The organism is Pseudomonas sp. UFMG81, from assembly GCF_015354575.1.
Classification (GTDB): domain Bacteria; phylum Pseudomonadota; class Gammaproteobacteria; order Pseudomonadales; family Pseudomonadaceae; genus Aquipseudomonas.
The window spans coordinates 9,922-36,628 of record NZ_JACAFQ010000031.1 but is presented as its reverse complement, the minus strand read 5'-3'; the positions used below and the strand labels follow the sequence as shown (position 1 = coordinate 36,628).

General features: G+C 69.7%; 5 protein-coding genes. All 5 read right to left on the bottom strand.

The annotated features are described in order from the left end of the window. Positions 1–966 carry an alpha/beta hydrolase gene (locus IX761_RS20300; RefSeq protein ID WP_194791293.1) on the bottom strand — a complete coding sequence of 322 codons (966 nt, stop codon included), beginning with the start codon at positions 964–966 and terminating at the stop codon, positions 1–3. 429 nt (positions 967–1,395) lie between these two features. Continuing rightward, a complete protein-coding gene (locus tag IX761_RS20295) occupies positions 1,396–13,131 on the bottom strand; it encodes an amino acid adenylation domain-containing protein (RefSeq protein WP_194791292.1) in 11,736 nt (3,911 codons plus the stop codon). Beyond that, positions 13,128–16,178 carry a non-ribosomal peptide synthetase gene (locus IX761_RS20290; RefSeq protein ID WP_194791291.1) on the bottom strand — a complete coding sequence of 1,017 codons (3,051 nt, stop codon included), beginning with the start codon at positions 16,176–16,178 and terminating at the stop codon, positions 13,128–13,130. The genes IX761_RS20295 and IX761_RS20290 overlap by 4 nt, the downstream gene beginning before the upstream one ends. 12 nt (positions 16,179–16,190) lie before the next feature. After that, a complete protein-coding gene (locus IX761_RS20285) occupies positions 16,191–17,240 on the bottom strand; it encodes a TauD/TfdA family dioxygenase (RefSeq protein ID WP_194791290.1) in 1,050 nt (349 codons plus the stop codon). A gap of 67 nt (positions 17,241–17,307) precedes the next feature. Then, positions 17,308–26,478, bottom strand: coding sequence for a non-ribosomal peptide synthetase (locus IX761_RS20280; protein WP_194791289.1), 9,171 nt, complete (start codon positions 26,476–26,478; stop codon positions 17,308–17,310). Positions 26,479–26,707: the final 229 nt, after the last annotated feature.

The window sequence follows — 26,707 nt, the reverse complement described above, 5'->3', positions numbered from 1 at the left end:
TCAGCCCGCCAGCGCCTGGCCGATGCGTTGCGCCAGGGCCTCGAGCATACCCGGCACCTCGGCGACCACCTCGCCCATGCGGGCGAAGTCGTGGGTCATGCCGGCCTTGACCTCGCAATCGATCGCCAGGCCCGCCGCGCGCACGCGCTCGGCGTAGGCCAGTCCTTCGTCCAGCAACGGGTCGAACTCAGCCAGCCACAGTACGGTTGGCGCCAGTTGCGCCGGCAGCTCGGCGTAGATCGGCGAGAAACGCCAGTCCAGCCGGTCCGCCGTTTCGCGTTCGTACTGGCGGTAGAACCAGCGCAGCGAGTCCTTTTCCAGCAGATAGCCTTCGGCGAAGCGCTCCAGCGAGGCACGCTCCACGGCTGCGTCCAGTACCGGGTACAGCAGCACCTGCACCCGTGGCTGCAACGGCAACTGCTCCGGCGCCGAAGCTGCGCGGATGGCCAGCGCCGCCACCAGGCTGCCGCCGACACTGTCACCGGCCAGTGCTACCCGCCCGGCGTCCAGGCCATGCCGTGCGCCTTCGGCCAGCAGCCAAAGCGCTACATCCTCGGCGTCGTTGAAGGCGGTGGGGAACTTGTGCTCCGGGGCCAGGCGATAGTCGGCTGCCAGCACCACGAAATCCCCGGCCAGCGCCAGGCGCCGGCACAGGGTGTCGTGGGAGTCGAGGCTGCCGACCACGTAGCCGCCTCCGTGGAAATACAGCAGCACCGGGCGTGCCTGCGCACTCGGTTGCGCCCGCTGATAGGCGCGCGCCGCCAGCTGCGCGCCATCGCGGGTGGCGATGCTCAGCTGGGTGACTTCGAGGTTGCCGGCCGGGGCGCTGTCCAGCAGCAGCGAGGCCGCCTCGAACTGGCGCCGTGCTTCTTGGGGGGTCAGTTCGTGCATGGGCTGGCTCTTGCCGGTCAGGCGACCGAACTCGACCAGTTCGAGGAATCCTTCAATATCGGGGTGCAGCGGCATCGTTCGGCCTCCAGAAAAAATCACGCTCGACTCACTGACGTAAGTCGAGCGTGGGTATTTAGTCGCGGGGGCTGAGTGAGGGGTTTTCGAGGTGGGTTTTCGAGGTGGGTTTTCGAGGTGTTTGGCGAGAGGGTTGTGGCGCCCTTGAGATCGAGCGCCGCCCGCGCGGCGCATCGCTGGCAAGCCAGCTCCCACATTTGTTTCGGGCCAATCCATCCTGTGANGTCTCCACTGTCCGCCTTGGTGCATGACTCAAGTCTGGTGGGGCGGCATCAGCGCCAACGCTGAAACCGCGTCGTACAAACAGGGCGGACAGTGGAGATGGACCAGAAATAACTGGCCCGAAACAGATGTGGGAGCTGGCTTGCCAGCGATGCGCCGCGCGGGCGGCGCTCGATCTCAAGATCGCTGCAAGACCATCGCCTGACCCTACACCTGCCCCACCATTTCCCCCTGCAAAGTGGCAATCAACCCATCCAGGCATTCAACCCGGTGCAGGATGTCATAGTGACTGGCCTGCACCACTTCACTGGCGACAACCCGCGGCTGCTGCGCCAACAACGCCGCCCGCTCCCCCGTCACATTACCGCTGGCCCACCAGCAGCGCAGCGCCGCCTTTGGCACCGGCAACACCGGCAACTCCCGCGACAACTGCTTGAGCCGCTGGCTGACGATAAAGGTGTGCGCCAGCTCGTCGGCACCCAGCAGCGCCAAGCCATCAGCCTGCTCCGGCAGCGCCTGGATCACCCCGTCGATCAACCCAGCCACCTGCGCCGGCTCGACCACCTGGCACCCTGCAAGCACCGGCTGCACCGCCGCCGGGTCCATTCCCAGGGTGGCACAAAGGAATTCCTGCAAGTCCTCACGCGCCTCGTCGGCAACCGGCTCCACATCCAACGGCACATAGCTGTCCACCAGGCCCAACCAACGCACCGCCTGCCCCTGGCCCTCCAGCTCACGGCTGACCAGCAACGCCAGGGCGCCACCAAGCGACCAGCCGACCAGGTGATACGGCCCTTCCGGCTGCTTGGCGCGGATGGCCGCGGCATAGTCGACCGCCATCTGTTCCAGCGAGCTGTCCTGCCACTGTCGGTCCAGCAGCATCCGGCACTGCACGCCATACACCGTGCGCAGCCCTTCCAGGCGGCGTGCCAGCGGCTCGTAGTCGAACACCGTGCCAAAGCCTGCGTGCAGGCAGAACAGCGGTGCGCTGTCGGCCACCTGCTGGTTGAGCAGCAACAGCGGCTCCGGCGCCTGGGCCTGGCCTGCGGTCAGCCCTTCGATGGTCGGGTTGGCCATCATGTCGCGCAGCTTCAGCTCGAAGCCCAGCGCTGGTATCGCCCGCACCTTGGAGATCACCTTGAGGGTGCGCAGCGAATCGCCGCCCAGCTCGAAGAAGTTGTCGGTGATGCCCACCTGCTCGACCCCCAGCACCTGCTGCCAGATCTGCGCCAGGCTTGCCTGCAACGGCGTGCGCGGCGCCACGTGGCGGCGGCTGGCGAAGTCCGGGTCGGGCAATGCCTTGCGGTCGAGCTTGCCGTTGGGGGTCAGCGGGAACTGTGCCAACACCACCACCTGGGCCGGCACCATGTAGTCCGGCAGGCGCTCGCGCAGGGCCGCCAGCAGGCGCTGGGCCAACCCCTCCTCGGCCGCCGCCACCACATAACCGATCAACTGACGGCCTTGCGGGGTGTCGCGCACCACCACCAGGGCATCCTTGATCCCTGCCTGCTCACGTAGGCGCGCTTCGATCTCGCCCAGCTCGATACGGAAGCCCCGCACCTTGACCTGGTGATCGACCCGGCCCACATAGTCGACCACGCCATCGGCACGCATGCGCACCAGGTCGCCGGTGCGGTACAGCCGCGCCCCCGGCGCGCCGAACGGGTCGGCGACGAAGCGCTCGGCGGTCTGCTGCGCATGCCCATGGTAGCCACGGGCAACGCCCTCGCCACCGATGTACAGCTCACCGACGAAGCCCGGCGGCAGCGGGTTGAGGTCGCCATCCAGCACATACAGCGTGCGCGCCCCCACGGCCAGGCCGATCGGCGCATACATCGCCTCGCAGTGCCCGCTCACCGGGGTCGTCCACAGCAATGGCGTGACCACCGTCTCGGTCGGGCCGTAGCCGTTGACCAGGTACTGCGGCGCGAGGCTGCGCTTGACCCGCTCGAAGCTGGCGTCCGGTACCGCATCGCCGCCGAAGCAGTAGATGCGCACCGGCGGCGCCTCGCCCAGCGCCTCGGCCTGTTCGGCCAGCTCCAGCAGGTAGGCCGGCGGGAAACAGGCGATGCTGATGCGCTGGGCCTTGAGCACCTGCAGGGTCTGCTCAGCGGTCCACAGGCTGTTGTCACGGATCACCAGGGTGCCGCCGCTGATCAGGGTGGTGATCCAACGCTCGTGGGCACCGTCGAAGGCGAACGACATGAAGTGCAGCTCGCGGCTGCTGCTGTCCATCTCGTACAGCCGGGCGATGGCCTGCACGTGCATGCTGATGGCGCCATGGGCCACCGCCACGCTCTTGGGCTTGCCGGTGGAACCGGAGGTGTAGATCAGGTAGGCCAGGCCCAGGTCACGGGCGGCCGGCAGGGTCGTGTCGGCCACCGGCGCGTCGAGGTCCAGGGTGTCCACCGCCAGGCAATTCAGCGCGGTGTCCACCCGGCCCAGCAAGCGCTGCTGGGTCAGCAGCACCGCCATGCCGGCGTCGCCCATCATGTAGCGCAGGCGCTCGGCCGGGTATTCCGGGTCCAGCGGCACGTAGGCGCCGCCGCTCTTGAGCACCGCCAGCAGCGACACCACCAGTTCCAGCGACCGCTCCATGAACACCCCGACCACGGTTTCCGGGCCCACGCCCATCTCGCGCAGGCGCACGGCCAGCGCGGTGGCGCGGCGGTCCAGTGTGGCGTAGTCGAGCGCCTCGTCGCCCAGCACCAGGGCCGGGTGCTCCGGTTGTTCCTTGGCGCGGCGGGCGATCAGTTCGTGCACCGGCGTATTCACCACGGGCGTGAACGGCGCCTGCAACTGACGCGGCGTGCCCTCGACCAGGCCGAGGCGGCCGACCGGCTGCGCGGCGTCGTCGCACAGGCGGCTCAGCAGGCTCTCCATATGCGCGCGCAGTTGCTCGACCGTGGCCAGGTCGAACTGCTCGCGCTGGTGCATGTACTCGATGCGCAGGCCGCCGTCGTCGACGCTGACCATCAGGTCCATGGCGAAGCTGGTCAGGCCGAAGTCCGACACGTCCTCGAAGCGCAGCGACTCGCCGTCCCACTCGCGCAGGGTGCGGTCCACCGGCTGGTTCTCGAACACGATGATGCTGTCGAACAGCGCCTGGCCACCCTGCCCGGCCCAGCGCTGGATATCGCTGAGCGGGGTGTGCTGGTGGTCGCGGATACGCAGGTTGTAGGCCTGCACCTCACGCAGCCAGTCGCCGACCGGCTGTTCGGTGGGCACCGTGTTGACCACCGGCAGGGTGTTGATGAACAGCCCGAGCATCTGCTCGGAGCCGTCCAGGCTTTCCGGGCGGCCGGACACCGTGGCACCGAAGGTCACCGTGGGCTGCCCGCTGTAACGCTGCAACAGCAGCAGCCAGGCAGCCTGCACCAGGGTGTTGAGGGTGACCCGCTGGCTTTGCGCGAACTGTTGCAGGCGCCCGGTCTGCGCGGCGTCCAGGTGGCTGTACAGTGCGTGGTAGCCACTCTGCGGTTGCTTGACCGGCAAGGCGCGGGCCAGGTGGGTCGGCCCCTCCAGTTCGGCTAATGCGGTTTTCCAGAATGCCTCGCTGGTAGCCGGGTCCTGCTGTTGCAGCCAGCCGATGTAGTGGCGGTACTCGGCCACGGCCGGCAGTTGTTCGCCGGTGTAGTGGCGCAGCACATCGCCGATCAGGCGCGACACGCTCCAGCCGTCCATGAGGATGTGGTGGTAGGTCCAGATCAACCGGTAACGCTGTTCCTCGGTGCGCACCAGCAGCACCCGCAGCAGCGGCGCGCGGCCCAGGGCGAAACCACGCTCGCGCTCGGCGTCGGCCAGGGCGCGCACGGCATCGCGGGCATCCGGGCGGTCACGCCAGTCGAGCACCTCGAGCAGCGCCGGCGCCTCGCGCAGCACCACTTGCAGCGGCTCTTTCTCGCCTTCCCAGAGGAACGCGGTACGCAGGATCGCGTGCTGCTCGGCTACGGCCGCCCAGGCCGCGAGCATGCGCTGCGGATCGACACCGACCACGCCCACTTCGATCTGGTTGACGTACAGCCCGTCGTCGCCGTCCTGCAGCGAGTGGAACAGCATGCCCTGCTGCATCGGCGACAGCGGGTAGGCGTCCGCCACTTGCCCGGCCGTCAGGCCAAGTGTGGCCAGCTGCGCCTCGGACAGCACCACCGAGGCCAATTCCGGTACGGCCGCAGTGACCGGCGCCACGCCGGTGGCAACCTGCGCCAGGGCGGCGATGGTCGGGTGGCTGAACAGGTCTTTCGGGCTGATCGCAAGCCCCGCCTTGCGCGCCAGGCCCACGGCCTGGATCGACACGATGGAGTCGCCACCGAGCTCGAAGAAGTCATCCTCGATACCGATATCGTCACGCTCGAACAGCGCCTGCCAGATCGCCAGCAGGCTGGCCTCTTCCACGCTGCGCGGGGCGCGGCCCAGTGAGGTGCGTGCCTGCGGCGCCGGCAGGCGGCGGCGGTCGAGCTTGCCGTTGGCGGTCACCGGCATGCTGTCCAGCTCGATCAACTGCGCCGGTTGCATATGCTCCGGCAGGCGCTCGCCCAGCGCGGCTTTAAGCACGCCCTGGTCAATGGCACCGCCGTCGGCCACCAGGTAGGCGACCAGCTGTTTGCTCTTGCCGATGTCCAGCGCCAGCACCACCGCTTCGGCGACCCCTGGCTGCTCGACCAGCGCCGCCTCGATCTCGCCCAGTTCGATACGCAGGCCGCGGATCTTCACCTGGTGGTCGATACGGCCGACGTACTCGATCACCCCGTCGGCCCGGTAGCGCGCCAGGTCACCGGTGCGGTACAGGCGCTCGCCGGCATTGAACGGCGAGGCGACGAAGCGTTCGGCGGTCAGGCCCGGGCGCTGGTGATAGCCACGCGCCAGGCCCACGCCCCCCAGGTACAACTCGCCGACGCAACCGGCGGCCTGCAATTGCAGGCTGTTGTCGAGGATGAAGGTGTGCAGGTTGGCGATCGGCTGGCCGATCGGCACGCTGTGCCCGCCGTCGTCGCGGCAGGTCCAGTGGGTCACGTCGATGGCCGCCTCGGTGGGGCCGTACAGGTTGTACAGGCCGGCCTTGGGCAGGGTGCGCAGCACCTGGCGCTGCAACTCGGCCGGCAACGCCTCGCCGCTGCAGATGACCTGGCGCAGGCTGTGGCAGCTGGCCACGCCCTCGTCGCGGACGAAGGCCTGCAGCATCGACGGCACGAAGTGCAGCGTGTGCACCTGATGGCGGTTGATCAGCGCCACCAGCTGCGCCGGGTCGCGGTGCGCCCCCGGCTCGGCGATGGCCAGGCGGGCGCCGGTCATCAGCGGCCAGAAGAACTCCCACACCGACACGTCGAAGCTGAACGGGGTCTTCTGCAACACCGTGTCGCCCGCGCCCAGCGGGTAGGCTTCCTGCATCCAGGCCAGGCGGTTGTACAGCGCGTCGTGGCGGTTGCCGGCGCCTTTCGGGCGTCCGGTGGAGCCGGAGGTGTAGATCATGTAGGCCAGCGCGGCGCCGTCGCAGTTCAAGCCCAGGTTGTGGTCCGGGCCAACCGTCAGGTCGAGCTGGTCGAGACACAGCACCTGCACCCCGTCCGCCAGCGGCAGGCGTTCGCGCAGCCCGGCCTGGGTCAGCAGCAGCTTCACGCCGCTGTCTTCGAGCATGTAGTGCAGGCGGTCGGCCGGGTAGTCCGGGTCCATCGGCACGTAGGCGCCGCCAGCCTTGAGAATCGCCAGCAAGCCGATCACCAGCTCCAGCGAACGCTCGGCGGCGATACCCACCAGCACCTCCGACCCCACGCCTTCGGCGCGCAGCAGGTGGGCCAGGCGGTTGGCGCGGCGGTTGAGCTCGGCGTAGTCCAGTTGCTGTTCGCCGAACACCAGCGCCGGGGCATGCGGCGCACGCTCGGCCTGCCACTCGAACAGGCGCTGCACCGGTTGCATCGGCGCGAATGCCACCGAAGTGTCGTTCCAGGCCAGCAGTTGCCGGTCGCGCTCAGGGGCGGCCAGCAGGTCGAGGCGGCCCAAGGCGCGCTCGGCGTCCTCGACCATGCCCAGCAGCAGGTTGCCCAGGTGCTGGTGCAGGCGCTCGATGAACGCGTCGGCGAAGGCACTGCGCGCATAGTTGTAGCGCAGCGACAGGCGCGCGCCGAAGTCGGCCGACACGGTCAGCGGGAAGTGGGTCTGCTCGCGGCCCTCGACATCGAGGATGCGCAGGCCAGTGTCCGGCCCCTGTTGCAGGGCTTCGGCCAGCGGGTAGTTCTCGAACACCAGCAAGGTGTCGAACAGGTTGCCCAGCCCGGCCAGGCGCTGCACCTCGGCCAATGGCGTGTGCTCGTATTCGCGCAGGTCCAGGTTCAACGCCTGCACCGCCTGCACCCACTGGGCCACCGACTGCGCCGGCTGCGGGCTGGCGATCACCGGCAAGGTGTTGATGAACAACCCCAGCTGCTGCTGGATACCCGGCAGCTCCACCGGGCGCCCGGCCACGGTGGCGCCGAAGGCCACGCAGGCTTGCCCGCTGTAGCGCTGCAACAGCAGCAGCCAGGCGGCCTGCACCAGGCTGTTGAGGGTCACCTTGTGCTGGCGGGCGAACGCCGCCAGGCGGTCGCTGGCGGCCTGGTCGAGCACCTGGAAGTACTCGCCGAAGCCCGCCTGCGCCGCGTCACCCAGGGTGCAGCCGGCCAGCAGGGTCGGCTCTTGCAGCTCGGCCAGCTGGCCGTTCCAGAAGGCCTGGGCGGTCTGGGCGTCCTGGCGCGCCAGCCAGGCCATGTAGTCGTGGTAGCGGCTGGCGCCCACGGCCGGAACGATGCCGGCGTAGCGCTGCATCACCTCGCCCAGCAGCTGCGAGGTGCTCCAGCCGTCGAGCAGGATGTGGTGGTGGGTGACGATCAGGTGCTGACGGCCTTCGCCGCTGTCCAGCACGCTGACCCGCAGCAGCGGTGCCTGGGCCAGGTCGAAACCGCGCTGGCGGTCGGCCTCGGCGAAGGCGTCCAGCGCCGCGCGCGGTTGCCCACGCAGGTCGACGCAGTCCAGCGGCAGGCGCACCTGGCGCTGGATGGCCTGCAACGGCTGGCGCAGTTCGTCGCCCCAGAGGAAGCGCGCACGCAGGGTGTCGTGGGCGTCCAGTGCACCTTGCCAGGCGCCACGCAGGGCCTCCACATCCAGCCCCTCGACGTCCAGGCGCAGCTGGTGCACATAGGCCCCGGGCTCGTCGTCGTAGAGGCTGTGGAACAGCATGCCCTGCTGCATCGGCGACAGCGGGTAGAGGTCTTCGATATCCCGCGCCAGCAGGCCCAGGGCATCCAGTTGCGGCTGTTGCAGTTGCGCCAGCGGCACATCCGCCGGGGTCAGCCCGCCTTCGCTGGCCAGACAGTGGGCGACCAGCGCACGCAGGGCCTGGCCGTAGGCATCGGCCAAGGCCTGCACTTGCGCCTCGGTGAAGTGCTGCGCAGCGAACGACCAGCTCAGGCACAGCTCGCCGTCATACACCTGGCCGTTGATGCTCAGGCCATCGAGCACGCTGCCGCCCGGCGCCTGCTCGTCGCCGCCGCTCTCGCGGGCCGGCTGCCAGGCCGCCTGGGCGTCGAAGCTGGCGTCGAACTGGCCCATGTAGTTGAAGGTGATCGCCGGGGCCGGCAGCCCGTTGAGGCCGGCATCGGCCAGGTAGCGCAGGATGGCGAAGCCGATGCCCTTGTTCGGCACCGCGCGCAGCTGCTCCTTGATGCCCTTGATGCTGCCGGCGGCGTCGCTGGCGGGGGTGAGCTTGACCGGGAAGATCGAAGTGAACCAACCCACTGTGCGGCTCAGGTCGATCTCGTCGAACAGTTCTTCACGGCCATGGCCTTCCAGCTGTACCAGGGTCGAGGCCTGGCCGGTCCAGGCGCAGATCACCTGGGCCAGGGCGGTCAGCAGCAGGTCGTTGACCTGGGTGCGGTAGGCCGCCGGGGCCTGTTGCAGCAGCTGGCGGGTGGCCTCGGCGTCCAGGCGGGTTTCCACGGCGCGGACTTCGCCGGCAGTGGCGCCCTGCTCCGCCTGGCCAGGCAGACCTGGCTCGACACCCTCGTACTGGGCCTGCCAGTAGCCGGCCTCGGCCAGCAGCGCGGGGCTGGTGGCGTACTGTTGCAGGCGCTGGGCCCAGTGCTGGTAGGCGCAGGTCTTAGCCGGCAGGTTCGGTTGCTGGCCGGCGGCCAGTTGCCGGGCGGCCTGTTGCAGGTCTTCGAGCAGCACGCGCCAGGACACGCCATCGACCACCAGGTGGTGCACCACCAGCAGCAGGCGCTGGCCGCCGTCGGCCAGGTCCACCAGCAAGGCGCGCAGCAGCGGGCCTGCACTCAGGTCGAGGCTGGCCTGGGCCTGGTTGCACAGCGCCAGCAGTTCGGTTTCATCGCTGGCAGTCGCCAGGTGCAGCACGGCTTGCTCGGCACCCTCGGCGGCGTGGTGCTGCTGCCATTGGCCAGCCTGTTCGGTGAAGCGCAGGCGCAGCGCGTCGTGCTGGCGCAGCACGCTGGCCAGCGCGCCGCGCAGGTGCAGCGGGTCGATCGGGCTGCGCAGGTCGAGCAGCACCGACTGGTTCCAGTGCGCGCGGTGCGCCACCGGTTGTTCGAAGAACCAGTGCTGGATCGGCGTCAGCGGCGCCTCGCCAACCACCGGGCCCAGGTCCTGGGCGAGCACTTCGCTGCGCTGGGCGACCCGCGCCAGGCTCTGCACGGTCTGGTGCTGGAACAGGTCCTTGGCGCTGAAGCGGATGCCCGCCTGGCGCGCGCGGCTGACCAGCTGGATGGAGATGATCGAGTCGCCGCCCAGTTCGAAGAAGTTGTCGTCGATGCTGATCGGCTGGCGCTTGAGCACTTCTTCCCACAGCGCCACCAGCTCGGCCTGCAAGGCATCCTGCGGTGCCACCCAGGCACCACGGGACAGGCTGGCGTCGGGTTTCGGCAGCGCCTTGCGGTCGAGCTTGCCGTTGCTGGTCAAGGGCCAGGCATCGAGTGCCATCAGGTGCGCCGGCACCATGTAGTCGGGCAGTTCGCTGCGCAGGTAGTCGCGCAGGCCCTGGCGGAAGGTGCTGCCACCGGCCTCGACGCCAGCCTTGGCCACCAGGTAGCCCACCAATTGCTTGCTCGGGCCGCTTTCGTCCACCAGCACCAGGGCCTGGGCCACCTGCGGGTGGTTTTGCAGGCAGCGCTGGATCTCGCCCAGCTCGATGCGGAAACCACGGATCTTCACCTGGTGGTCGATCCGGCCGATGTATTCCAGGCTGCCGTCGGCGCTGTAGCGCGCCAGGTCGCCGGTGCGGTACAGGCGCGCGCCGGGTTGCGGGCTGAACGGGTCGGCGATGAAGCGCGTGGCGGTCAGGTCGGGGCGCTGGTGGTAGCCACGGGCCGAGCCCGCGCCACCGACATACAGCTCACCGACGCAGCCCTTGGCCACCGGGTTCAGGCGGCTGTCCAGCACGTACCAGCTCAGGTCGCCGATCGGCGCGCCCAGCGGGCTGCTGTTGCTCGCATCGAGGTCGGCCCGGCTCAGCGGGCGGTAGCTCACGTGCACCGTGGTCTCGGTGATGCCGTACATGTTCACCAGCTGCGGCTGGCGGTCGCCGAAGGCGTCGAACCATGGGCGCAGGTCGGCCACGTCCAGCGCCTCGCCACCGAAGATCACCGTGCGCAGGGCCAGCGGGCCCTGGTCGCGGGCGGCGCAGGCCACCTCGATCAGCGGGCGGAACGCCGACGGGGTCTGGTTGAGCACCGTCACCCCTTCCTCGCGCAGCAGGCGATGGAAGTCCTGGGGCGAACGGCTGGTGGCGAACGGCACCACCACCAGGGTGCCGCCGTACAGCAGCGCACCGAAGATCTCCCACACCGAGAAGTCGAAGGCATAGGAGTGGAACAGCGTCCACACGTCGCGCTCGTCGAAGGCGAACCAGCCCTGGGTGGCATCGAACAGGCGCAGCACGTTGCGGTGCGGCAGCAAGGTGCCCTTGGGCTTGCCGGTGGAGCCGGAGGTGTAGATGGCGTAGGCCAGGTTGTCCGGGCCGGTCAGGTTGGGCAGGTCATGCTCGGGGCATTCGGCCAGCCAGGCCGGCTCGCCGTCGAGCAGCACCGTGCTGATGCCTTCGGGCAATGGCAGGCGCGCGGCCAGTTCGGCCTGGCTGAGCAGCAGGCGCGTGCCGCTGTCTTCGAGCAGGTAGGCCAGGCGCTCCTCGGGGTATTCCGGGTCCAGCGGCACGTAGGCGCCGCCGGCCTTGAGGATGGCCAGCAGGCCCACCAGCATGTCCAGCGAGCGCGGCATGGCGATGCCGACCATCACGTCCGGGCCCACGCCCTGGGCGCGCAGGTGCCAGGCCAGGCGGTTGGCGCGGCGGTTGAGTTCGCCATAGCTCAGGCGCTGGCCATCGCACACCACGGCGGTGGCCTGCGGGCGCAGGGCGGCCTGGCGCTCGATGCGCTGGTGCAGGCAGTCGTCGCTTTCATACAGCGCCGGCGCCGGGTTCCACTCGGCCAGGGCGGCGGCCTGTTCGGCGCTATCGAGCATCGGCAGGTCGCCCAGGGCCTGGCGCGGGTCACGCACGATGGCGCGCAGCAGGCTCAGCCAGTGGCCGGCCAGGCGCTCGATGGTGCTGGCGTCGAACAGCTCGGTGGCGTAGGTGAAGGCCGCGCTCAGGCTGTCGGCAGCTTCGACGGTGTCGAGCATCAGGTCGAACTTGGTGCTGCGTTCGTCCACGCCCAGCACCTCGACCTCCAGCCCTTGCAGTGCCCAGCGGGCATTGCCCTCGGCGGCGGCCTGCTGGTGGTTGAGCATCACCTGGAACAGCGGGCTGTGGTTGAGGCTGCGCTCCGGTTGCAGGGCATCGACCAGCTGGTCGAAGGGCACGTCCTGGTGGCTCTGGGCATCCACTGCCGCGCGCTTGAGGGCGTCGAGCAGGCTGGCGAAGGATTGCTCCGGCACAGGCTGGCTGCGCAACACCTGGGTGTTGATGAAGAAGCCCAGCAGGTCCTGCACGTCCTTGCGGGTGCGGTTGGCCACCGGCACGCCGACGCGGATATCGCTTTCGCCGCTGTAGCGGTGCAGCAGCGCATGCAGCGCGGCCATCAGCACCACGAACAGCGTGCAGCCCTGCTCCCGGGCCAGTTGGCGCAAGCCTTCGAGCACCTCGGCGGGCACTTGCAGGCTGACGCTGTCGCCCTGCTGGCTGGACACCGCCGGGCGCTTGCGGTCCAGCGGCAGGCTCAATACCGGGTGCTGGTCGCCCAGCTGTTCGCGCCAGTAGTGCAACTGGCGCTCGCCCTCGCCGGCTTCCAGCCACAGCCGTTGCCACTGGGCGAAGTCGGCGTACTGGATCGGCAGCGCCTGGACGTCAGGCTGCTGGCCGCTGGCGAAGGCGGCGTAATGGCGGGTGAACTCCTCGATCAGGATCGGCAGCGACGCACCGTCGGTGACGATGTGGTGCAGGGTCAGCACCAGCACATGGTCCTGCTCGGCCAGGCGAATCAGGCGCGCCCGCAGCAGCGGGCCATGCTCGAGGTCGAAGGGTGCCTGGGCCGCCTCGGCAAGGGCGGCCTCCAGGCGCGATGGGTCGGCATCGACCTGCTCCAGCGGGCAGGCCATGCGCGAATGGATCACTTGCTGCACGCTGCCACCTTCCAGGCGGAAGGTGGTGCGCAGTACTTCATGGCGCGCCAGCAGCGCGCCGAGGGTTTGCTCCAGGGCCGCGCGGTCCAGTTGGCCGCGCAGGCGGAAGGCACCGGTCAGGTTGTAGGCGTGCGCCTGGGGTTCGAGTTGCCAGATGAACCACAGCCGTTGCTGGGCGTAGGACGCCGGCAGCACATCGACACCCGCCGCGCGCGGCGGGATCGGCAGTGCTTCCAGGGTCAGGCCCTGCTCGCGCATCTTGCCTTGCAGGGCCTGGCGGGCTTCGCCCGACATGCCTGCAAAACGTTGCGCCAGCGCCAGCATTCTGTCCGGTACCGCATTCATAGAGCTTCAACCTCGTCGAACAGCGCCTCCAGGGAGTCCACTGTGTTTTGCTGATTACCGGCTTGCTCGCGCAATGCTTCGATCTCCTGCGCCAGGCGCTCGAGGGTCTCGCCCTCGAAGAACACCCGCAGCGGGATGCTCAGGCCCAGGGCTTCCTGGATCCGCGTGCGGATACCGGTTGCCAGCAGCGAGTGGCCGCCCAGCTCGAAGAAGCTGTCCAGCACACCGACCTTCTCCACTTGCAGGGCATCGGCCCAGATCGCGGCGAGGGTCTGCTCCAGCTCCGTGCGCGGCGCGATGTACTGGCTGCGGCGGCTGTCCAGGGCGAGCAAAGCATTGCGGTCGAGCTTGCCATTGGGGGTCTGCGGGAAGCGTTCCAGAACCCGGATGCGCGCCGGCAGCATGTGCTCGGGCAGCACCTGGGACAGGTGGCTGTGCAGGTCCAGACCCAGTTGCTCGTGACCTTCCTGTGTAGAAACGACGAAGCCCAGCAATTGTTTACCCGCCGGTGTGTCGCGGGCGATCACCAGGGCATCGTCGACCCCCCGGCCGCCACGCAGGGCGTTCTCGATTTCGCCCAGCTCGATGCGGAAACCGCGGATCTTCACCTGGTGGTCCAGGCGCCCGAGGTAGTCGAGGTTGCCGTCCACGCGGTAGCGCGCCAGGTCGCCGCTGCGGTACAGGCGCTGGCCCGGGGCGCTGGCGAACGGGTCGGGGAGGAAGCGTTCGGCGGTCAGCGACGGGCGTTGCAGGTAGCCACGGCACAGGCCGTCGCCGGCCACGTGCAGCTCGCCTTCCTGGCCCGGCGCGACCGGCTCCAGGTCGGCGTCCAGCACGTGCACACGCAGGCCCGGCACCGGCTTGCCGATGGCGATGCCGTGACGGTCGGCCAGGTCCAGGTAGGTGGCGGTGGACCACACGGTGGCTTCGCTGGGGCCGTACTCGTTGACCAGCGCCACGCCCGGCAGGCGCTCGCCGTGGCGTTGCAGCACCTCGCTGGCGCAGGCTTCGCCGGCAACGATCACGCAGCGCAGGGCCGGGGCGTCGAGCTGTTCGAGGATCTGCCCGTGGAACGACGGCAGGGTCAGGTAGTGGGTCACGCCTTCGCGGGCGATCAGCGCGGCCAGGGCCTGCGGGTCCTTGTGGCTGTGCTCGTCGGGCAGGGTCAGCGTGGCGCCCTGGCTCAGGGCCCAGAAGACACCGGCCACGGAGCTGTCGAAGGAGAACGACGAAAGCATCAGGAAGTTGCCCAGCGGCTCGCGGTAGAACTGGCCACGGGCCAGGGTCGAGGCCACGGCGTTGGCGTGGCTGACCATCACCCCCTTGGGCTTGCCGGTGGAGCCGGAGGTGTAGATCACATAGGCCAGGTTGTCGGCGCTGCCGAGCTCGGCCGGGGCCTGTTCGCTGGCCGACCAGACCGGCGCGCCGGCGGCCAGCTCGGTCACCTGCAACTGCGCATCCTGCGCCCAGCCCTCGGGCAGCGGCAGCCCGGCCAGCACCTGGCGGGCACCGGCGTCGGCGAGCATGAAGGCCAGGCGCTCGGCCGGGTAGTTGGGGTCCAGCGGCAGGTAGGCGGCGCCGGCCTTGAGGATGCCCAGCAGGGCCACCACCAGCTCGCGGCTGCGCTGGCCGTACACCGCCACCACCTGGTCGGGGCCGGCGCCCTGGGCGCGCAGGGTGTTGGCCACCTGGTTGGACTGGCGGTCCAGCTCGGCGTAGCTCAGGCGCTCGCCGCCAACGCTCAGGGCGATGGCCTGGGGGTTGCGCGCGGCCTGCTCGGCGAACAGCGATTGCAGGGTGCGGGCCTGGCGCAGCGATGCGGCCTGCGGGTTGAAGCCATGCAGCACCTGCTCACGGCCGGCGGCATCCAGCAGCCCGGCGTGGCCCAGGTCCTGCGCGGGCGCCGCCAGGGCCTGCTCGGCGAAGTGCAGGAACTGGCCCAGCAGTGCCTCCAATGCCGCGACGCTGAACGCCTCGGCATCGCCATCCAGGCAGGCCTTGCCCGTGCCCAGCACCAGGCGCAGGCGCTCGGCCGGGCCTTCGGCGTCGAGTGCCAGGGCGGTGGACGGCTGATGGGCGAAGCCATAGCTGCACAGGCCCAGCTCGAATTCGTTCAGGCAGTCCAGCCACGAGCGCGATTGCTCGATACTGGCCGCCACTTCGCCGGCCAGCTCATCCAGGCTGGCGCTGCGGCGGTTGTCGAAGGCCACCGGCAGCGCGCGGCTGTAGCGGCCCCAGGCCGAGGCCAGCTCTTCGTTGCGGCCATCGACCGCAACGCCGATCAGCAGGCGGTCCTGCTGGCTGATGCGGGCCAGGAAGGCTGCCCACAGCGCCAGTACCCGGGCTTCACCGCCCTCGCCTGCCACGGCCGCCAACAGGCTGTCGCCGGCACGGCTGGCCTGATGACGCGCGGTGCTCGCCGCGCCGGCGGTTTCGAAGGCCAGGCGGTGCGCGACCTGGTAGCCGCGCAAGCGCTCCTGCCAGAACGCCGCGCCCTGGCGGCCCAGTTCGTCGTCGCGCAGCTCCTGTTGCCAGGCGGCAAAATCGACGTACTGCAACTCTTCCTCGTTGTCGGCCAGGGTGCCGCCGGCACACAGCGTGGCCAGCTCATCGGCCAGCGCCACCAGTGTGGCGCGGTCCAGGCTGGCGGCGCTGCCCAGCAGCAGCAGGCTCGGTTGCGCGCCGGCCACGGCGCTCACGGCCAGGCTGAACTGGCTGGCGCCCGCGACGTGTTCGCGGGCCCAGGCCAGGGCCTGGTCGAGGTCGCGGTCGGCCTGCGCATGCAGGGCCAGCGGCAGCTGCTCCAGCACCTCCTGCAGCGGCCAGGTCATGCCCGGCAGGCGGCGGTACAGGGTGCGCAGTACTTCGTGGCGCGCGCCCAGGGTGGCCAGGTGCACGCTCAGCTCGGCGGCCTCGGGCAGGCGCGCCAGCGCCAGGTGCACCCAGGCATGGCCGGCCTGCTGCAGGCTCAGTGCCTGCTGGGCCGAGGTCTGGAACAGTTCACCGCTTGGCGCTTCGCCATGGCCGGGTTGGTGTTGAGTGGTCATGTATGAAGCTCCTTAATCGAGGGCCAGGTCGGCGCTTTTCTGCGCGATCGCCATGGCGGTGAGGATTTTCCGGCGGCCGGTGAAGGCGTTGCGCGCGTGCACGGTGAGGATGTTGTCCAGCAGCACCACATCGCCCTTCTGCCAGGCGAACTCGACCATCACGTCGCGGTAGATCTGTTGCAGGTGGCGCACCACGTCGTCGTCGATGGCGGTGCCGTCGCCGAAGAAGGTGTTCTGCGGCAGGTCCAGCGGGCCGAACTCGCGCAGCAGGTTGTCGCGGATGCTGTCGGGCAGGGTCAAGGCGTTGAAGAAGGTGCCGTGGTTGAACCAGATGCGCTCGCCGGTCTGCGGGTGGCGGACGATGGCCGGGCCGCGCTGGCGGGTGCGCAGGCGGTTGCCGGATTTCCACTCGGCCTCCACGCCGATCTGTGCGCAGTACGCCTCGACCTCGCTGCGAACCTCGCTCTGGAACACGGTCTGCCAGGGCAGGCCCATGCCGTCGCCGTAGTTGCGCACGTAGAGGATGCCCTTGCGGGCGAATTCCTCGCGCACCTGGGGGTCGACGCGCTCGAGGATCAGCCGGGTGTCGCCCAGCGGCGTTTCGCCGCCGGTCTCGGACGGGGTGTCGCAGTAGAAGTACAGGTGCAGCGGGAACACTGGCGAGTAGGAGTGCTCGTTGTGCGGGAAGATGCGCTCGCCGGACGGGTAGTCGGTGGAGCTGTAGATATTGAACTGGCCGGTGATCTGCGTGCGTGGCGAGGCGCGGAACAGGTACTGCAAGGCACCGCCGGAAATGGCGTCGATGCACTGGTTGAAGGCATCGATGCCGGGCACGTCGAAGCCGCGGAACAGGATCGCCGCGCCCTTGTGCATCTGCTGCTGGATCAGCGCGCGGTTCTGCGCCGCCCAGGCCACCAGGTCGACGCCCGGCACGTTGGGGGTGCACAGCAGCGGGAAGCCTTCGTCGAACAGCGGGCGGAAACTGACCAGGCTCGACGTGTCGCTCGAGATGCTCTTGCGCGCGCCGCGCATGGGGCGCGAGGACAATGGGGTTACAGACATGACTCCTCCTGGAACTGGGCCGGGGCGGCGGGTGACCCGCCGCCGCGAGAAGCGTTGGATAAGGGGTTCATTCGACGGCGCTGGAGCGGCGTCGGCGGATCGGGTGCAGCCCTTTCAGGCGTGCGGCACGCTGGCTGTTCTGCCGGTCCTGGCATTCACGCCAGACCCGCTCGGCCTGCGCGGTCAGTTCGCGCAGGGAAGTGGCGCCATCGAGCAGGGCCTGCAATACCGCGCGGACCTGCTCGAACATCGCCTCCAGGGTGGCTGGGGCGAAGCGCTCGGCGGGGTATTCGAAACTCAGGTGGATGTGGGCGTCGTCGTTGTAGAACGCCGCCACCAGGTCCAGCTCGGCGGCCTGGCGCCCGGACGGGAAGTCTTCGACACTCAGCGCGCCCATCGACGGCAGGCGGCCAACCCCCTCCTGGTGGATCAGCTTGACCGAGAACAGCGGCGAGCGGCCGCTGCGCCGTGGCAGGCGCAGGGCCTCGACCAGGCGCTCGAACGGCAGGTCCTGGTGTTCGGCGGCGCCGATCAGGCTCTCGCTGCAACGGGCCAGCAGCTGGTCGCTGGAAAGCTCGGCGTCGAGGTCGACCTGCAGCACCAGCTGGTTGACGAAGAAGCCGACCATGCGCTCAAGCTCGGCATGGTTGCGGTTGGCGATGTCGGTGCCGATGCGCACGCGGGTGTGCCCGGTGCGCTGCTGCAACACCACGTTGAATGCCGCCAGCAGCACGCTGAACAACGATTGCCGGCGCTGCTGGGCAAACTGGCGCAGGGCCGCGCTCTGCTCGGCCGCCAGGGTGAAGTGCAGGCTGCCGCCCTGCCCGTCCACGGCGGCTTCGGCGGTTGGGTCCAGGGGCAGTTCCAGCACCTCGTGGCGCTCGCCCAGGCGCGCTTGCCACCAGTCCAGCTGGCGCTGCAACTCGCCGCCCTGCTCCAGCCACTGGCGCTGCCAGCCGGCGAAGTCAGCGTATTGCAGGGCCAGGGCCGGCAGCGGCTGCGGCTGCCCGGCGACGAAGGCGCCGTAGAGGCTGACGAACTCGTCGATCAGCACGCGGAACGAGCCGTCGTCGGCGACGATGTGGTGCAGGGTCATCAGCAGCACATGGTCCTGCGCGTCCAGCTGCAGCAGGTGCACGCGCAGCAGCGGGCCGTTGACCAGGTCGAACGGCTGCGCCACTTCCTCGCGGGCCAGCAACTGGGCGCGAGCCTCGGCGTCGGCCTGGCCGCGCAGGTCGCTGTGGCGCAGGGCCAGCGGCAGGTCGTCACGCACCCGTTGCCAGGTGGCGCCGTCGGCTTCGTGGTAGGTGCTGCGCAACACTTCGTGGCGTGCCAGCAGCGCCTCGAAGGTGCGTTGCAGGGCGTCAGGGTCCAGCGGGCCGCGCAGGCGCAGCGCACCAGGCATGTTGTACATCGAGCTGTGCGGCTCCAGGCTCCAGAGGAACCACAGGCGCTGCTGGGCAAACGACAGCGGCCGGTCGCCCGTCGCGCCACGGACCATCGCCGGGCGCTCAGGGGCGGCCTGGCCGCTGGCGGCTTGCACCTGTTCAGCGAAGTCGCACAGGCGTGGGTGTTCGAACAGTGCGCGCAGGCTGACCACCTGCCCCAGTTGCAGGCGCACCTGGGAGACGATCTGGGTGGCCAGCAGCGAGTGGCCGCCGAGCTCGAAGAAGTTGTCGTCGCGGCCCAGGCCGTCGATGCCCAGCACCTGCTGCCAGATCTGCCCGAGGCGCTGCTCCAGGCCTTCGCGCAGCGGTTCGCTGGCGCTGGCCTGCTGCACTTCGGGCGCTGGCAGGGCCTTGCGGTCGAGCTTGCCGTTGCGGTTCAGCGGCAACGCCGCCAGGGCGATCACCTGGGCCGGCAGCATGTAGTCGGGCAGGCTGGCCTTGAGCGCATGGCGCACGGCGCGGGTCAGCTCGGCGCTGCTCTGCGCCGGGTCAGTGGCCACGGCATAACCGATCAACTGCTTGCCGGTGGCCGCCTCGTGCACCAGCACCACCGCCTCGCGGATCATCGGCAGCGCCTGCAAGTGGGCCTCCAGCTCGCCCAGCTCGACACGGAAACCGCGGATCTTCACCTGGTGGTCGGCACGGCCGATGTACTCCACCACGCCATCGACCCGCGCTCGCGCCAGGTCGCCGCTGCGGTACAGGCGCTGGCCCGGTGCGTCGGCGAACGGGTCGGGCACGAAGCGCTCGGCGGTCAATGCCGCGCGGCCATGGTAGTTGCGCGCCAGGCCCGCACCGCCGGCCAGGCACAGCTCGCCGGCCAGGCCCGCCGGGGCCAGGTTGCCGTGGCCGTCGAGGATATACAGGCCGCGCCCGGGCAGCGCACGGCCGATGGGGATGGCGCCGGCGCTGTCGGCCAGCTGGCACAGGTGGGTGCTGGACACCACCGTGGCCTCGGTCGGGCCATAGGTGTTGACCAGGCGCACATGGCCCAGCCCTGCGGCGTGCCAGAGCTTCAGGCCTTCGGCCGACATCGCCTCGCCACCCACATGCACCTGGCGCAGGCGCCCGGCGCTGCGCGGGGCGCTGGCGGCCCATTCCTGGGCCAGCAGGAACCAGTAGGCGGCCGGCAGGTCGGCCAGGCTCACGCCGTGGCTGATGATCTGCTCGTACAGCGTGGCGGTGTCCCACAGCTCGTCGCCGCGCAGCACCAGGCAGGCGCCGACGCACAGCGGCGGGTAGCACTGCTCGACGAAGCCGTCGAAGCTGAAGGTGGCGAATTGCAGCACCCGGTCTTCGGGCACCAGTTGCGAATAATCGGCGGCGATCACGCAGAACTCGCGCAGCGCCCCGTGCTCGATCGACACGCCCTTGGGCTGGCCGGTGGAGCCGGAGGTGTAGATCAGGTAGGCGAGGTCCTGGGCGCGGGCCAGGTTGGCCAGGTTGGCGGCGCTGTAGCCTTGCAGCCACTGTTCGCCCTCCTCCAGCAACAGGCACGGCATGCCCTCTGGCACCTGCAATAGGCCCGGCTGCATCAGCAGCAGGCTCAGGGCGCTGTCCTCGATCATGTAGGCCAGGCGCTCGGCCGGGTAGTCCGGGTCCAGCGGCACGTAGGCGGCGCCGGCCTTGAGCACCGCCAGCAGGCTGGCGATCATCGCCGGCCCCCGGCGAACCGACAGGCCGACGCGCTGGCCGGGGCCGACACCGCAGTCGCGCAGGCGGTGGGCCAGGCGGTTGGCCTGGGCGTTGAGCTGGGCGTAGGTCAGCTGCTGGTCACCGGCGATCAGCGCCAGCGCGTCCGGGGTCAGCGCCGCCTGGCGCTCGAAGCGCTGGTGCGCCAGCAGCGGGCTGTCCAGGGCCAGGCGCGGTTGGCCACCCAGGGCCAGGCGCTCGGCATGCTGATGGGCATCGAGCAGGCCAAGGTTGGCCAATGGCTGGGCCGGATCGGCGACGAACTGCTCCAGCAGCCACACCAGCCCATCGCGCAGCTGCTTGACCTGGGCGTCGGCGAAGCGGGTGCGGTCATGGCTGAAGGTCAGCTCAAGACCCGCGTGCTGCTCGATGCCCAGGGTCAGCGGGTAGCTGGTCTGTTCATGGTTGCTCACCGCACCGAAGCGCAGGCCGCCCGGCGCGCCCTGGCGCAGGGCCTCGGCCACCGGGAAGTTCTCGAACACCAGCAGGCTGTCGAACAGCGCGCCCTGCTGGCCGGCCCAGCGCTGGATATCCACCAGCGGGGTGTATTCGTATTCGCGCAGGGCCAGGTTCTGCGCCTGCACCTCGGCCAGCCAGTCGCCGACGCTCAGGGTCGGGCGCGGCGCGCAGACCACCGGCACGGTGTTGATGAACAGGCCCACCTGCTGCTCGATCCCCGGCAGCTGCGCCGGGCGCCCGGCCACGGTGGCGCCGAAGGCCACGCTGGCCTGGTTGGCGTAGCGTTGCAGCAGCAGCGCCCAGGCCGCCTGGAACAGCACGCTGACGGTAACCTGGCGCGCGCGGGCGAAGGCCGCCAGGCGCTGGCTGAAGCCTGCGTCCAGCACGTGCAGCAGTTCGCCCTGCCCGGCTGCTGCCCGCTCGTTGGGCAGCAGCTCGGCCAGCAGGGTCGGTGCTTCCAGCGGTGCCAGTTGTTCGCGCCAGAACGCCTCGTCGCGGGCCGGGTCGCGCTGTTCCAGCCAGGCCAGGTAGTCGGCGTACTGGCCGGCGCTGACGGCGGGTTGCCCACCTGCGTAGCGTTGCAGCACCTCGCCCAGCAGTTGGGCGTTGCTCCAGCCGTCCATGAGGATGTGGTGGCTGGTGTAGATCAGCTGGTAGCTGTCGCCGCCCAGTTGCACCAGCAGCAGGCGCAGCAACGGCGCATGGTCGAGGGCGAAGGCCTGCTCGCGTTCGGCGCGGGCCAGCGCTTCGGGATCGCCCTGCACCACGTGCACCGGCAGCGTTGCCTGGCGGGCGATGGATTGCAGCGGCCGCGCCAGGCCTTCCCAGTGGTAACGGCTGCGCAGCACGGCGTGGCGCTCGATGGCGGCCTGCCAGCTGGCGGTCAGGCGCGCCACGTCGAGGCCGTCGATGCGCACTTGCAACTGGTTGATATAGGCGCCGGCCTGGGGTTCGTAGAGGCTGTGGAACAGCATGCCCTGTTGCAGGGGCGACAGCGGCAGCAGGTCTTCCACCTGGGCCCAGTCCAGGCCCAGGCCGTCGAGCTGCGCCTGGTCAAGCCGGGCCAGCGGGAAGTCCGATGGGGTCACCCCGGTGTTGCCCGCCAGGCAGTGGTCGAGCAGCGCGTTCAGCGCCACGCCATAGCCTTCGGCCAGGCGCTCGATGGTGGCGGCGTCGAAGCGCTCGCGGCAGTAGCGCCACTCCAGCATCAGCTCGCCTTCGTACACCTGGCCTTCCAGGCTCAGGGCGCTGGCCAGCGGTGCCTGCGGGTCCTGGGCCTGGCCACTGCCCTCGCCGGCGGGGCCGAACAGTGCGTCGTCGCCGAACTGCTGATCGAGCTGGCCGAGGTAGTTGAACAGGATGCCCTGCTGCGCCTGGGCCGCCAGTTGTGCACCCGCCTCGGCATCGAGGTAGCGCAGCACGCCGTAGCCGACGCCCTTGTCCGGCACCGCACGCAATTGCTCCTTCACGCCCTTGATCAGCGCCTGCGGCGCCTCGGCCGCGTTCAGGCGCACCGGGAACAGGCTGGTGAACCAGCCGACGCTGCGCGACAGGTCGAGGTCGTCGAACAGCGCTTCGCGGCCATGGCCTTCGAGCAGCACCAGGCAGTCCGGCTGCCCGCTCCACTGGGTCACGCTGCGCGCCAGGGCGGCCAGCAGCAGGTCGTTCACCTGGGTGCGGTAGGCGGTGCTTGCGCCTTGCAGCAGCTGGCGGGTGCGCGTGGCATCCAGGCGCCAGCGGCGCGAAGCCTCGGTGGCATTGACCCTGCGCCCCTGGGGGTGGTCCTGGGGCAGCTCGGCGGCGGCCCGTTGCGCCAGCCAGAACGGCAGTTGCTGGCGGGCGTGTGGCAGGTAGTCGCCCAGGCGCGCGGCCCATTGCTGGTAACCGGTGGTCTTGGCCGGCAGCGCCTGCTGGCGGTAGGCCTGTTGCACATCTTCGAGCAGCACGCGCCAGGACACGCCATCGACCACCAGGTGGTGCACCGCCAGCAGCAGGCGCTGGCTGCCGTCACTCATCTGCACCAGCAGCGCGCGCAGCAGCGGGCCGTCGGCCAGGTCGAGGCTGGCCTGGGCTTCGTCGCAATGCCGGCGCAGGGTTTCGGCGTTGTTGGCCTCGCGCTGCCAGAGCTGCACGGGGGCGGCGTCGGCGTGGGCCTGCTGCCACACGCCCGCCACCTCGCGGAAGCGCAGGCGCAGGGCATCGTGTTGCTGCACCAGGCGCTCCAGCGCGGCGTGCAGGCGCTCGGCCTGCAAGGGCTCGCGCGGGGTCAGCAGCACGCCCTGGTTCCAGTGCTGGCGCTGGGGGATGGCTTGCGCGAAGAACCAGTGCTGGATCGGCGTCAGGGCCACCGCGCCGTGCAGCGGCCCTTGCTCGATATTCAGCACCGGCGCCTGCTCGACGGCCTCGGCCAGGGCGCGCAGGCTCTGGTGCTTGAATACATCCGCCGGGTTCAGGCGCAGGCCGGCCTGACGGGCGCGGCTGACCACCTGGATGGCGATGATCGAATCGCCGCCCAGGGCGAAGAAATTGTCGTCCAGGCCGACCTGCTCGACGCCCAGCAGCTGCTGCCAGATCTGCGCCAGGGCCTGTTCGCGCTCACTCTGCGGCGCTGCGTGCTGCTGGCGCTCGGCACCGGCGCGGGGCAGCGCCTTGCGGTCGAGCTTGCCGTTGGCGGTTACCGGCAGTTGCGCCAGGTGGATGAAGAACTCCGGCACCATGAACAGTGGAAGGCTCTGTTGCAGCTGCGCGCGCAGCTCAGCCTCCAGCGCGGTGGTATCGGTCACCGGGGCCACCAGGTAGGCCACCAGCTGCTTGTTGTCCTGGGCCAGCACCACGGCTTCCTTCACCGCGGCATGGGCCATCAACCCGGCCTCGATCTCGCCCAGCTCGATGCGCAGGCCACGGATCTTAACCTGGTGGTCCAGGCGTCCGAGGTAGTCGATCACCCCGTCTTCGCGGTAGCGCGCCAGGTCACCAGTGCGGTACAGGCGCTCGCCCGAGCCGAACGGGTCGACCACGAAGCGTTCGGCGGTCAGCGCCGGGCGGCGGTGGTAGCCACGAGCCAGGCCCACGCCCCCCAGGTACAGCTCACCGGCGGCGCCGGCCGGCACCGGGTTGAGCTCGGCATCGAGGATATGGGTGCGCAGGTTGGCGATCGGGCGGCCGATCGGCACGCTGTGGCGACCGTCCTCGACGCAGGTCCAGTGGGTGACGTCGATGGCCGCCTCGGTGGGGCCATAGAGGTTGTACAGCCCGGCGCCGGGCAGGCGCGCGAACACCTGGGCCTGGGCCTCGGCGGGCAGCGCCTCGCCGCTGCAGACGATGCGTTGCAGGCTGACGCAGGCTTCGACGCCCGGCTCATGGATGAACGCCTGGAGCATCGACGGCACGAAGTGCAGCGTGGTGATGCCCTGGGCGCGGATCACCTCGATCAGCTGCGCGGGGTCGCGGTGCGCGCCGGGGCGGGCCACCACCAGGCGGGCACCGACCATCAACGGCCAGAAGAACTCCCACACCGACACGTCGAAACTGAACGGGGTCTTTTGCAGCACGCTGTCGGCAGCGCCCAGGCCATAGGCCTGCTGCATCCAGGCCAGGCGGTTGAACAGCGCCTGGTGGCTGTTGCCGGCGCCCTTGGGCCGGCCGGTGGAGCCGGAGGTGTAGATCATGTAGGCCAGGCTGTGGCCGCTGACGCGGCAAACCGGGTCGTGCGCGGGGTAGCCGGCGCAGTCGCCGTCGGCGGCGTCCAGGCACAGGGTCGTCAACCCGTCAGGTACCGGCAGGCGCGGCAGCAGCGCCGCCTGGCTGAGCAGCAGGCGCACGCCGCTGTCTTCGAGCATGTAGGCCAGGCGCTCGCTCGGGTAGTCCGGGTCCATCGGCACGTAGGCGCCGCCGGCCTTGAGCACCGCCAGCAGGCCGACGACCATCTCCAGCGAGCGCTCCACGGCGATGCCCACCAACACCTCGGGGCCGACGCCGGCCTCGATCAGGCGATGGGCCAGGCGGTTGGCCCGGGCGTTGAGCTGGGCGTAGCTGAGCTGCTGGTCGGCGAAGGCCAGCGCCGGGGCATCCGGCGTCAGGCGGGCCTGGGCTTCGATCAGGGTGTGCACGCAGGGGCCGCCTGGGTAGTGCTGGGCCGTGGCATTCCAGTCGAGCAGCATGTGCTGGCGCTCATCCGCCGCCAGCAGCGGCAGGTCGCCCAGGCGCGCATCGGGCGCCTCGACGATCCCTTGCAGCAGGTTCAGCCAGTGCTGGCGCAGGCGCTCGATGCTGGCCTGCTCGAACAAGTCGCAGGCGTAGGTCAAGGCCGCATGCAGCGCGCCGGACTTCTCCAGGGTGTCCAGGGCCAGGTCGAACTGGGTGGTGCGCCCGCCCAGCTCCAGGCGCGAGGCCTTCAGGCCGTCGGCAATCTGCAACTGCTCGACGTCGGTGATCAGTGGCTGGTGGTTGTACAGCACCTGGAACAGCGGCGAGTGGGCGGTATCGCGCGAGGGTTGCAAGGTGTTGACCAGGCGCTCGAACGGCAACTCCTGGTGCGCCTGGGCACCCAGCACGGCGCTGCGCACCTCGGCCAGCAGCGCGCTGAACGGCTGGTCGCCACGGGGCTGGCCACGCAGCACCTGGGTGTTGACGAACAGGCCGATCAGGCCCTCGGTTTCACTTTTGCCGCGCCCGGCCACGGGTACGCCGACGCGGATGTCCTGCTGGCCGGTGTAGCGGTGCAGCAGCACCTGGAACGAGGCCAGCAGCAGCATGAACAGGGTCACTCCCTGCTGCTGGGCCAGGCTGCGCAGGCGCGCGGTCAGCGCCGGGTCGATTGCAAATTCGAGGCGCACGCCCTGGTAGCTCGGCGCCGCCGGGCGCGGGAAATCGGTGGGCAGCTCCAGCACCGGCTGCTCGTCGCCCAACTGCGCGCACCAGTAGTCGAGCTGGCGTTGCAATTCGCCGGCCTCCAGCCAGCTGCGCTGCCACAGGGCGTAGTCGGCGTACTGGATCGGCAGCGCCGGCAGCTGCGGCGCCTGGCCGGCCAGGCACTGGGCGTACAGGCGGCTGAACTCGTCGATCAGCACGTTCATCGACCAACCGTCGGCGACGATATGGTGCAGGGTCACCAGCAGCACATGCTCTTGCTCGGCCATGCGCACCAGGCACACGCGCAGCAGCGGGCCGCGCTCCAGGTCGAACGGCAGGCTCGCCTGCTCGCGGGCGCAGGCCGCCAGGCGCTGCTCGCGCTCTTCGCCAGCGGCGAAGTCATGAAACTCGAGCGGCAGTGGCGCTGGCGCCTGCACGTCGGGGTACCAGACACCCTCCTCCAGGCGGAACAGCGTGCGCAGCGGCTCGTGGCGGGCTACCAGCGCCTCGAAGGCGAGCGTCAGCGCCGCCACATCCAAACGGCCCTGCAAGCGCACGGCGCCCGGCAGGTTGTAGGCCGCGCCCTGCGGGTCGAGCAGCCAGAGCAGGCCCATGCGCTGCTGGGCGTAGGACGGCTTGGCGCGCTCGACACCCTCGACCCGGGCGGGGATGGGCAACTGCGAGAATTCCACCCCTTCGCGGCCCAGCACCTGGAGAAACAGCTGGCGCTTCTCCAGCGGCAGGGCAATAAAGCGACGGGCAAGCTTCTCGGCGTCTTCGGGTTTCATGCTGGGCGTCTTCCTTCAGGTTCGTTCGTGGTGCCGGGGCACACGCATGCAGTTAGGAACGAAACTCAAATGAACGGATTTAGGCCACCCGCGCGGCGCACCTCGGCGCACTTTGAAACATTTGTTTGCATTTTCTTTGGCAGGTTTTTCCATCTCATCCGTCCTAAATAGAAACGAATGCGATTCAGTTGCGACCAGTCGCCCAAGCGACACTGCGCGCTGTCGTACC